The 10,126-nt window shown below is 59.9% G+C and carries 8 protein-coding genes; all 8 read left to right on the top strand.

Going from position 1 to position 10,126, the window contains the following annotated elements; genetic code table 11:
• Positions 1-56 precede the first annotated feature (56 nt).
• The 8 genes from rpmH to ACRB8A_RS19140 all read left to right on the top strand — a co-directional run bounded on the left by rpmH (position 57) and on the right by ACRB8A_RS19140 (position 5,700).
• Positions 57-194, top strand: a complete 138-nt coding sequence (gene rpmH / locus ACRB8A_RS19175) for a 50S ribosomal protein L34 (protein ID WP_003800212.1) — start codon at positions 57-59, stop codon at positions 192-194.
• 40 nt (positions 195-234) lie between these two features.
• Positions 235-645, top strand: a complete 411-nt coding sequence (gene rnpA, locus ACRB8A_RS19170) for a ribonuclease P protein component (RefSeq protein WP_056599394.1) — start codon at positions 235-237, stop codon at positions 643-645.
• The gene (yidD, locus tag ACRB8A_RS19165) at positions 638-1,024 is read left to right on the top strand and encodes a membrane protein insertion efficiency factor YidD (protein WP_050684549.1); all 387 of its coding nucleotides are present in this window, start codon (positions 638-640) and stop codon (positions 1,022-1,024) included. Before rnpA ends, yidD begins: the two co-directional genes overlap by 8 nt.
• A gap of 15 nt (positions 1,025-1,039) precedes the next feature.
• Positions 1,040-2,011: a membrane protein insertase YidC gene (gene yidC / locus ACRB8A_RS19160; RefSeq protein ID WP_432245339.1), complete on the top strand. Its 972-nt coding sequence runs from the start codon at positions 1,040-1,042 to the stop codon at positions 2,009-2,011.
• The gene (locus ACRB8A_RS19155) at positions 2,011-2,577 is read left to right on the top strand and encodes a protein jag (RefSeq protein WP_050684547.1); all 567 of its coding nucleotides are present in this window, start codon (positions 2,011-2,013) and stop codon (positions 2,575-2,577) included. Before yidC ends, ACRB8A_RS19155 begins: the two co-directional genes overlap by 1 nt.
• Before the next feature lie 21 nt (positions 2,578-2,598).
• Positions 2,599-3,249, top strand: coding sequence for a 16S rRNA (guanine(527)-N(7))-methyltransferase RsmG (gene rsmG, locus ACRB8A_RS19150; RefSeq protein WP_432245338.1), 651 nt, complete (start codon positions 2,599-2,601; stop codon positions 3,247-3,249).
• An 87-nt stretch (positions 3,250-3,336) separates the two neighbouring features.
• Positions 3,337-4,404, top strand: coding sequence for a ParA family protein (locus ACRB8A_RS19145; RefSeq protein ID WP_432245337.1), 1,068 nt, complete (start codon positions 3,337-3,339; stop codon positions 4,402-4,404).
• A gap of 63 nt (positions 4,405-4,467) precedes the next feature.
• On the top strand, positions 4,468-5,700 hold the full coding sequence (locus ACRB8A_RS19140) for a ParB/RepB/Spo0J family partition protein (protein WP_432245336.1): 1,233 nt from the start codon (positions 4,468-4,470) through the stop codon (positions 5,698-5,700).
• The last annotated feature ends 4,426 nt before the right edge of the window (positions 5,701-10,126 follow it).

The following is a 10,126-nucleotide window of genomic DNA, read 5'->3' as shown; positions in this document are numbered from 1 at the left end:
TCTTCCCCCTTTTTCTGATCGGGTGGGCGCACCTTTGATCCACTGGAGTAACTAACGTGAGCAAGCGGACTTTTCAGCCGAATAACCGCCGTCGAGCCAAGAAGCACGGCTTCCGCCTTCGTATGCGTACCCGTGCCGGCCGCGCCATCCTGGCAGCCCGTCGTGGCAAGGGCCGCACCGAACTGTCGGCCTAAACACTGACTTGTCGGTAGACATTTCCCTGCGAGTTTAGAGGTGCTTGCCGCCCGCAACCGCCTGAGGACTGCGACCGATTTTTCAACAACCGTACGTTCCGGTGTCCGCAATGGACGCCGGAACGTAGTGTTATATGCGGCAGCACTAGCTGCTGACGAACCCAGCCGGATCGGGTTCATCGTTTCCAAGAGTGTAGGGAACGCTGTGGTCAGGAACCTCGTTAAGAGGAGACTGAGGGAAGCAGGAGCCGTCTCGCTGCGCGAGCACGGCACCGGATTCGCCATCGTGGTGCGGGCGCTGCCCGCGTCCGCATCGGCGAGCTGGGACCAGCTCCTTTCGGACTACAACGCTGCACTCGAATCGACGCTGAACCGACTGGCGGGCCGCGCCCTCAAAGGCGCCCCCAGCGGTTCTGCCGGTACAACACAGGAGGGGACACCGCGTGCCTAACGCCACCGCCGTCGTCCGCCCTTCCGTGGCCGCCGCCGTCGGGAAGTTCATCTGGACGCTTCCCCGCAACATCCTCATCCTCCTGCTGATGGCCTACCGCAAGGTGATTTCCCCCTTGTACGGTCCCGTCTGCCGTTTTTTCCCATCATGTTCTGCCTACGCCCTCGAAGCGGTCACCGTCCACGGTGCCGTGAAGGGTACGTGGCTGGCAGCCCGGCGCCTTGGCCGCTGCCACCCTTGGAACGCCGGCGGTGTGGACCACGTCCCCGCCGGGAGCCGGGAATGGCCTGCGGGCCGGACCCCCACAATTGTTGTGCTGAACAACCCGGACAAGTACCTGGCTGCTCGGACTGATGAAGAAGGCCGCAGTGCGGCCTGACGAATAGGGATAAGTATGGACTTCTTTGAAACAATCATGTTTCCGTTCAAATGGCTCGTGTCCATCATCATGGTGGGTTTTCATGAGGGACTGACGATCATTGGCCTGCCCGCTGCCAACGGGTGGACGTGGACCCTGTCCATCATCGGGCTGGTGCTGGTGATCCGTGCCGCCCTGATCCCTGTTTTCGTCAAACAGATCAAGGCCCAGCGCGGAATGCAGCTCCTGCAGCCCGACCTGAAGAAGCTGCAGACCAAGTACAAGGGCAAAACCGACCAGCTCTCGCGCCAGGCCATGGCGCAGGAGCAGATGGCCATGTACAAGAAGCACGGGACCAACCCGTTCTCGGCCTGCCTTCCCATGCTGATCCAGATGCCGTTCTTCTTCGCGCTGTTCCAGGTGCTTTCCGGCATCAGCACCAACGCCCGTGAAGGCGAAGGCGTTGGCGCCATGAGCCACGAACAGGTCGTTCAGTTTGACCAGTCCAGCATCTTCGGTGCCCCGCTCTCAGCCACCTTGCTGCACGGTGGTGGCGGTGATTCACAGCTGGCCGTGAACATCCTTTCCGTTGTCATGATCCTTGCCATGACGGCCTCGCAGTTCATCACGCAGAAGCAGATCATGGCGAAGAACATGTCTGAAGAAGCCATGGCCAGCCCGTTTATGCGCCAGCAGAAGATGATGCTGTACATCCTGCCGGTGGTCTTCGGCGTGGGTGGCATCAACTTCCCCATCGGTGTCCTCATCTACTGGACCACCACCAACCTCTGGACCATGGCCCAGCAGTTCTTTGTGATCCGCCGGATGCCCACCCCGGGTTCCCCCGCAGCGAAGGCCCTGGCAGACCGCCGTGCCGCCAAGGGCCTGCCGGCCCTGTCCATCCTTACGGGCAAAAAGGATGAAGAGGCCGACGCCGCTGCTGCCGCCGCCCTTGAGCCCAAGATCCAGCGTGTCCAGCCCCAGCGCAAGAACAGGAAGAAGAAGTAATGTCAGCCGAGAGCACCGAACACGCCCTTACGGAAGACGGCATCAACGGCCGGGACGACGTCGTTGCCGGCGATGACTCCCCGGCAAAGGTCTCCTCCGTCAGCCGCCTCGAAGAAGAAGGCGACATCGCGGCGGACTACCTCGAAGAGCTGCTGGACATTGCGGACATTGACGGCGACATCGACATTGAGGTCCGGAACGGCCGCACCTACATCTCGATCGTGGCTGAAGAAGAGACGGATAACCTGGACCACCTGGTGGGCGAGGACGGCGAAGTCCTGGAAGCCCTCCAGGAACTGACGCGGCTTGCCGTGCTGTCCGCGACGGACAGCCGCTCGCGCCTTGTCCTGGACATCAACGGCTACCGCCAGGAGCGGACCGGTCACCTGCAGAAGGTGGCTGAGGATGCCGCAGCAGCAGTCAAGGAGACCGGCCAGCCCGTGGCCCTGGAGCCCATGAGCGCCTACGAGCGGAAGATCGTCCATGACGCCGTAGCCGATCTGGGACTTGTCAGCGAGTCCGAGGGCGAAGGCGCCGGCCGCCACATTGTTGTATCCGCAGACTAGAGAATTGCTGACCCGCTAACCATGGTTGAAATCACGGCAGCTGAGCTCGTGGCCGCTGAAAAGATCTTCGGCGACAGGCTGGAGCTTGCGAAGCGCTATGTCGAGCACCTCGCCACCTCGGGTACCGAACGTGGCCTTATCGGGCCGCGGGAAGTACCCCGCCTCTGGAGCCGGCATGTGCTCAATTGCGCCGTCATCGAAAGTGAGATTGCGCAGGGAAGCCAGGTGGCCGACGTCGGCAGCGGGGCCGGGCTGCCGGGCCTCTGCCTGGCGATTGCCCGTCCCGACCTCGAATTGACGCTGATCGAACCCTTGGAGCGCCGGGTGATTTGGCTGCAGGAAGTAGTTGATGACCTGGGGCTGGACAACGTCACGGTGATGCGGACCCGCGCCGAACTCGCGGTGGGCCACGTCGAAGCGGACGTGGTGACGGCCCGCGCTGTCTCGGCGCTGACAAACCTGGCGGGACTCACCATTCCCCTGCTGGCGGGCAAAGGGGAAGTGGTGGCCATCAAGGGCCGCAGCGCCGGTGAGGAAATCGAGAAAGCCGCGAAAACCATCCGCAGGCTGGGCGGCGTTTCCACCTCCGTGGTCACCGTAGGCGAGACCCTCCTGGCGGAACCCACCACCGTGGTCCACATCGTTGTAAACAAGTCCCAAAAGAAGGCCTAGGCGAGCCCGGCGGCCCAGGTTCGCCGGGTTGAGCGGATAGGCTAGTCCACGGCAGCAGTATTGGCTGAACGAGAGTGAGTGTGCCCATTGAGCAGTAGCGAAGCCTCCACGCAACGGATCCCCCCGTTTGTGTCTTTGGGGTCGGCGCGGTCTGTCGCGGGCCCGGTCTCTGCCCCTGCCCGCGGTGGTAATCACCCGAAACAGGTAGTAGGAGCAGCTTCAACCGCGGCCGTTTCACGTGAAACAACCGCCGGCGGTAGAAGCAACGTTATGGATGCGATGGATGACTCAAGTCCCATCGCGAAGGAACTGGCGCATGAAACCAAGCGCCGGGAGAAGCTTCTGGGGCGTCCCTTGCCCCGCCCCGAAAAGACACGAATCTTCACCGTCTCCAACCAGAAGGGTGGTGTGGGTAAAACCACCACCACCGTGAACATCGCCGCGGCCCTTGCAGCTGCCGGACTTAATGTCCTGGTCATCGACATTGACCCGCAGGGAAATGCCTCCACAGCCCTCGGCATTGAACACCACGCCGACGTCGACAGCATCTACGATGTGCTGATCAACGATGTGGCCCTGGCGGATGTTGTGGCCCAGTGCCCGGACATCAAGAACCTCATCTGTGCACCCGCCACCATCCACCTGGCCGGCGCAGAGATTGAACTCGTTTCACTCGTGGCCCGCGAGCAGCGGCTGCGCAGGGCCATCGACCTTTATGCGAAGACCCGTGAGAAGAACGGCGAAGAGCGCCTCGACTACATTTTTATTGACTGCCCGCCCAGCCTGGGTTTGCTGACGGTCAACGCTTTCTGTGCAGCCGGCGAGGTACTGATCCCCATCCAGTGCGAGTACTACGCCCTCGAGGGACTGAGTCAGTTGCTGAAGAACATCGAAATGATCCAGAAGCACCTGAATGCTGATCTGGAAGTATCCACCATCCTGTTGACCATGTACGACGGCCGCACCAACCTGGCCGCCCAGGTGGCAGCGGAGGTGCGCCAGCATTTCCCTGAGAAGGTACTCTCTGCGGTTGTTCCCCGCTCGGTGCGGATTTCTGAAGCGCCCAGCTACCAGCAGACGGTCATGACTTACGACCCCTCCTCCACAGGAGCACTGTCCTACCTGGAAGCCGCTGCTGAAATCGCGGAACGCTAGAATCTTTCGAAACTGCAACGACTGGACCCGGGCTGCAACCCGGACCACTGGAGGGACATACCCATGAGCGAGAAGCGACGGGGCTTAGGCCGCGGACTTGGCGCGCTGATTCCCAGCTCGGCTGGCGCCGGCGAATCAGGCAACAGCACTTCCGTTTCGCGTCCGGTGGATCTCTTTTTCCCTGAAGGGCGGCGGAAGACTGAGCCTGTCGAGGAAACCGTTGCCGCGCCCGGCACCGGCGATGAGACAGTCAAGCCTGGCCGGAAACCAGCTTCCGGCAAAGCAGCTGATGCTTCGGGCTCCGTTCCCGAAAAGCCGGCGCCTGCGGCTGCTGCCGGTTCCGGCTCGCGGAAGTCTCCGGTCTCCGCTTCCGACGCGGAGGCGACGGCTGCGAAGACATCCGATGCTCCGACGACGGCCAAAGTTCCTGCCGGCACCAGGACGGGACGTCCGGCGCCGGCGGTAGAACTTGTTGAAGTGCCCGGTGCCCGGTTCGCTGAAATCCCGGTGCTGGACATTCATCCCAACCGCAAACAACCCCGCAGCGTCTTCGATGAAGACGACATGGCAGAGCTTGTCCACTCGGTCCGCGAAATCGGCGTCCTCCAGCCAATTGTGGTGCGTAAATCAACCGAAACCGATGGCGAGCCTTATGAGCTCGTTATGGGTGAGCGTCGGTGGAGGGCAGTACAGGCCGCAGGCCTCGAAACGGTACCCGCGATCATCCGTGACACCACCGATGATGACCTTCTGCGGGATGCCCTGCTGGAAAACCTGCACCGCAGCCAGCTGAACCCGCTGGAAGAAGCAGGAGCGTACCAGCAGCTCCTTGAGGACTTTGGCACTACCCACGAACAGTTGGCTGACCGGATCGGCCGGTCCAGGCCACAGGTGTCCAATACGCTTCGCCTGCTGAAGCTTCCGGCCCTGGTACAGCGTCGGGTTGCCGCTGGAGTTCTTTCGGCCGGCCATGCACGGGCCCTCCTTTCCCTTCCCGATGCGGCAGCAATGGAGCGGCTGGCGCAGAAGATTGTGGCGGAGGGAATGTCTGTCCGGGCAACCGAAGAGGCGGTAACCCTGCACCAGGATCCCGCAAAGCCCGCAAAGAACAACATTCCCCGCCCCGGTGCCAGGCATGAGCGTTTGGATTATCTCGCGTCATCCCTTTCGGACCGGCTGGACACAAATGTCAAGATTTCGCTTGGTGTCCGTAAGGGCAAGGTAAGCATTGAGTTTGCCAGCGTTGAGGATCTGAATCGCATCATGGATGTCCTGAGTCCGGGTTCTGCGAATTGACAGTTTGAAGCTACTCTCTTTGACAAGGCCCCGTCTGTGGACGGGGCCTTTTCCTGTTTCCGGGAAGCGTGGTACGCGATGGCTCCTCCACGGAAGGCCAATCCCTTGATGTCCTGGATGGGCGGAGCATCAAATTTATTGGCGCTGGGCTGCTCGGTGGCTGTTTGAGCGCCTTGAATGCCTTCAGCGGCTGCTGGTACGTGCGGGCTGCATACCACTCCCCTGATGGGGCGCCGGCGGCTTATGAATGCGGAACTACCAGGCGGGCCCCACCGCCAGGGTGCCGGAGGAAATGGCCGGTAGGCTGGTCGTCTTTCGAGTTGGCAGGTTCCATTTTCGACCAGGGAGGCCAGCCACCGGTTGTCATTCAGTCGCTCTGATTCGCTGCAGGACGCGAGTGTTGCGTGCCACGATTAGCTGATTCACTCTGCTGTCATCGGCAACCACTCTGGCATGGTCAAAAAGGCAAGTTTGATAGTACTCAAATAGCGAATGCCCGTCGTGGCGACCGAGTGAGAGAAGCTCCATCGGGATGAGAACGGTGGTGCTCGTACTAATGATTCACCAAATGTTTCACGTGAAACGCGAGGGACATGGGACCTCAGAGCGTTCACTCCGCTTGGCGGGCACTTCAGGATGAGAGACCGAACAGTCGGCGTGGACGGGGTACAAGGATCGTCCCCCTCTCCTCTTTTGAGGAGCGCCCGGATGTGTCTTGACTTGTCGGCCCTGGCGGCTCGGCGAGACTGATGAAATCTTCCTATGCCGTCTTAGCGTGTCAGTAGGTGATTCGGCTTCTGAGAAGCATGGGTCAGGGTACGAAATCGCCCGCTACAGGCGCGCCTCATGTGCGACAGATCAACACCGAGGCATCAACCCAAGCACCCCCGATCATTCTCAGTCAGACTGATGTTTCACGTGAAACGCTAAAGGAATGGCTGGGGCTCTTCATTTGGATGGAACATCGGACTATTCCTTGCATTTGCTGTATCCAGGCGGCCGTTAGCGAAGCTGCAAATCCAACCGCACTACATACTTCCGCAGTCCAGGCATCGACCACTCGGAAATATCGCTATCAGGCGATCGGGCAATACCGATGCGAAAGACGCTACCTCGTTTGGCTTGCCTGCCATGAGAACTTCGGTTCGCCGAATGGACTACCTGGAAGCTGTCTGCCACAGGTTTCTGGTTTTGTGTTTCACGTGAAACCTCCAGTACGGGTCAGCAGATTGAGTCACTTGCCGGCCGCAAAAGCGAACCTGGACACTGGTAAGGACGGGGACATCGACTCGAACCCGGGTCCGAACACGGAAAGGGACCATGATTTCGACTGGTTGGTGGACCCCGCCGGCTCAGCGCCAGGCAGCAAGACCGGCGAGGGGGCCTACATCCGTGACGAGCCGGCCCCGGCCGCCACGGCGAACTCCCGAGTCCACGGCACTTCTATCTCAGTAAGTCGCCGCTGTAACTAAGTTAATGTACGCGCAGATGTGGACGTGGCATGGGTATGGGTCCACACCCACTTACGTTGCCGTCGTCTCCGGCCCGGTGCAACTACGGAACGCAACGCTCATTGCCTAACCAGTGCCGTGATCTATTGGTTCTTGTTCCCGTCAACTGCTTCCTCACCGTCGCCGCCACAAGACCAAAGTACGCAAGCACTGTCTTCAGCGGGATTATCGGCTGCCCTCCCATCGTGAGGTGTGCGGAGACGGAGCACCTGACAGCATTGGGCTTGATGAGTAGACCGCCAACACATGCCTGGGTGTGGTCCCTGTAGCAACGTTTGTTGTCCTTCCCATTCCGCGGCGGACAATCTTGATTGAGTGCAGACGCCGATGCGCGCCGACACCGTTGCACTCCCCCAGGGATGGCGACGACGCTACGTTCTTTAACCCTTCAGTTTGGCGTCGGCCGTCTAGGTTGTGTCGTCGCTTCGACCTTTGGCGCCCGGAGGACAAGTCACCGATCCCGCGCCAGTATCAACTTCGGTCGAGATATAGTTCATTCGCCGGACCAAGGCGAGCCATTCGGGCCGCGGCGCCCGCTTCGCTGAATATTCACTTCTGCACATGGAGTTCTGCGGACTTCTTTGCCAGGACTGGCGGTGGCATCCATCGACGGGTCAGTCGAGCAGACCTCGCCGTTAGGAATCCCACCGATGTGCTCTAGAAAGAGCCCGCTGCCCAGTTCGTGACCAGCTGGCACTGTGGGTGACCACGAGGGTTTCCGGTTGGTGGGCTGAGCGATTGATGCTGGTCCCGGCCCACCCCAAATTGAACTGCAGTCACCAGCTCCAGTGTTCGTCATCAACCGGCTCTAGGGATTTCACTGGCGGACATCACTCGTTGATCAGGCTGTGGATAACGGTGTGGATATCCAGTGGCTGGTTGTGGCTAACTTTAGCCAGCTGGCAGCAGGCGGCGGAGCAAAAGGCGCGCAAGGTTATCCTGGCTCGGCTCGAAGACATGTCATGTTTCACGTGAAACATGCGCCTTCCGTTTTAGGAAATCTAAGATTCAGGGGCAGGACAAACAGCCTAAGCCACAAAAGGCTGATTATTCCGCTACTTTGGGCTCTTCTGCCTATTTGCTGCGCTGATAAGTGGGCGGAACTGCGCAGCGGGACTTACCCGGGTGGGAGACGACGAAGCCGTACGCTCCATGGGGCAGCATCCTCACTGAGACGATGGCTGTGAATAAAGGTGTGGATAAGCTGGCCGCGCTAGTGTGGACAACGTGTGTATTCGCTCACGGATATGCAGCTGCCCAGGTTGCGGAATTGCCCCAAGTCTGCGAAGTTGTCCAAGACGATTTGCAGTTGCCATAACTCCGGAACCAACGGCATACACCCGGGCCACGAGTCTCCTATTGGTTCTTTCCAGTCAACTAGTGCCCCACAGAACCGAACCAACCGGCACTGGCGCCGTACGGCTCCCCCGGGCCGCGGTGAGCCGTTCGGGGCGACAACCGGACAGCCAGCCCAACAGCCAGGCATGGTGGGAGCGGTGGCGCCGTGAAGGGCGCCTTGTGTTTACCCGACCGCCCGCTGCGTGCATTCGCGGAATGTCGTCTTCAGGTGGTGTTTCACGTGAAACATGCTCACGAGCAGAATGGCTCCAGGGCCATACGCTACCGAGTAGCTGGCTACCATCAGTCATCATTTCGGATAGTCAGTTTTGGTAGAGATGAATAGGGTCGACCGACTCAGAGCAGGCAGGCCACGCTACAGCCAAGAATTCCGGCTCGGGAGGGGCTTGCTTCGGAGCATGCGGGCCGTTGCGGTGCTTTCCTGGCTCCTATTCCCCGTGATCCAGGTTTTGGCTTCCGATGTCAGTACACCAATCGTTGTCACGCAGGGCGTGCTCAAGCCTGGATGACGTATCTACACGAGTTGTAGCCGCCGCGGCGATGAGTCTCTGCGGGGACAGGATGGCGCGGGGCAGGGAAGCCCCTGCGAGGTCACTAGAGGCATGGGGATGGTGCTACCGCTGCAGGCCCTCAGGCCCTCAGGCCCTCGGAATTCCTTCGGCCACATGGTACCTGGTGACCGCTTCACCCGGCACTTCGGTGCTCGCAGCGGAAACCAACGGGCGGAGGCCGTAGCCCTGATAGTCGCAATCCCTGAGAAGTGCCACGGCGGTTTCCCTGCTAAATGATTGCGCAACGTTTGGGACTGCCTCGGGTGGATCCATTTGCACCATTACGCTGAATTGCGTGCTTCCGTAGCAGAAAGTGTGGCCATATCGGGGATGAGAGTCCTCATCTCCGTTTTCGCCCCATTTCAGGAGCTACACTGCGGTTTGATCCGTACGCTGGGCGGTGGACCCTCTTCCGGGTGAGCGAGCAATTATCGACGCCTCTTGGTTCCTTCTAAGACGGAGGATCGCTACACTGCTAAATGATGGAAACTGAAATGGGCTGACTGCCCACGTTTTCTATCAATCGATTGGAACCGCCTGCAATTTAGCCGGATGGCCAGGCATCGACTATTGGCGGATGTTTCACGTGAAACATCCGATCCACCATCGCCAGGATGGGGACCGTGTGCTGAGGATAGCTGCAACAGGCCTGACCGTTGTCGGACCACCTCCCAGCCCAGCCAGCCGATGACGAGTTAATGATCGGTAGCCCTGCTGGATGCTGTGTGTTTGCTTCGTCGTGGCAGACGGAAGAACCGACCTCAGCCGGCCCGGCCTTGTTGCTCCAGCAACGTCCCATGCGACTTGATGGACGAATCATCGCAGACATTTGGAGTCAATGCCTAAAGAACACAGCACATATGTTTCACGTGAAACACGGATGCAGTCGATGGAATGGGATCCGGCGGTTTTCTCTACGAGTTGATCTAAGCAGCACCATTGTTCGCTTCGTTGAAATATTCGCTTGTTGGAACAAGCTGTCTACTTCGAAGATTTGCTACATCT

It is taken from the genome of Arthrobacter sp. G.S.26 (genome assembly GCF_050847375.1).
In the GTDB taxonomy this organism is placed as follows: Bacteria; Actinomycetota; Actinomycetes; order Actinomycetales; family Micrococcaceae; genus Arthrobacter.
Note: the sequence above shows the minus strand (reverse complement) of the source record. Positions and strands in the feature narration are given on the sequence as shown.

Bases quoted from the DNA above. Each gene is read 5' to 3' on its own strand.
- ACRB8A_RS19140 (WP_432245336.1), top strand. From the start codon at position 4,468: ATGAGCGAGAAGCGACGGGGCTTAGGCCGCGGACTTGGCGCGCTGATT.
- yidC (WP_432245339.1), top strand. From the start codon at position 1,040: ATGGACTTCTTTGAAACAATCATGTTTCCGTTCAAATGGCTCGTGTCC.
- rsmG (WP_432245338.1), top strand. From the start codon at position 2,599: ATGGTTGAAATCACGGCAGCTGAGCTCGTGGCCGCTGAAAAGATCTTC.
- ACRB8A_RS19155 (WP_050684547.1), top strand. From the start codon at position 2,011: ATGTCAGCCGAGAGCACCGAACACGCCCTTACGGAAGACGGCATCAAC.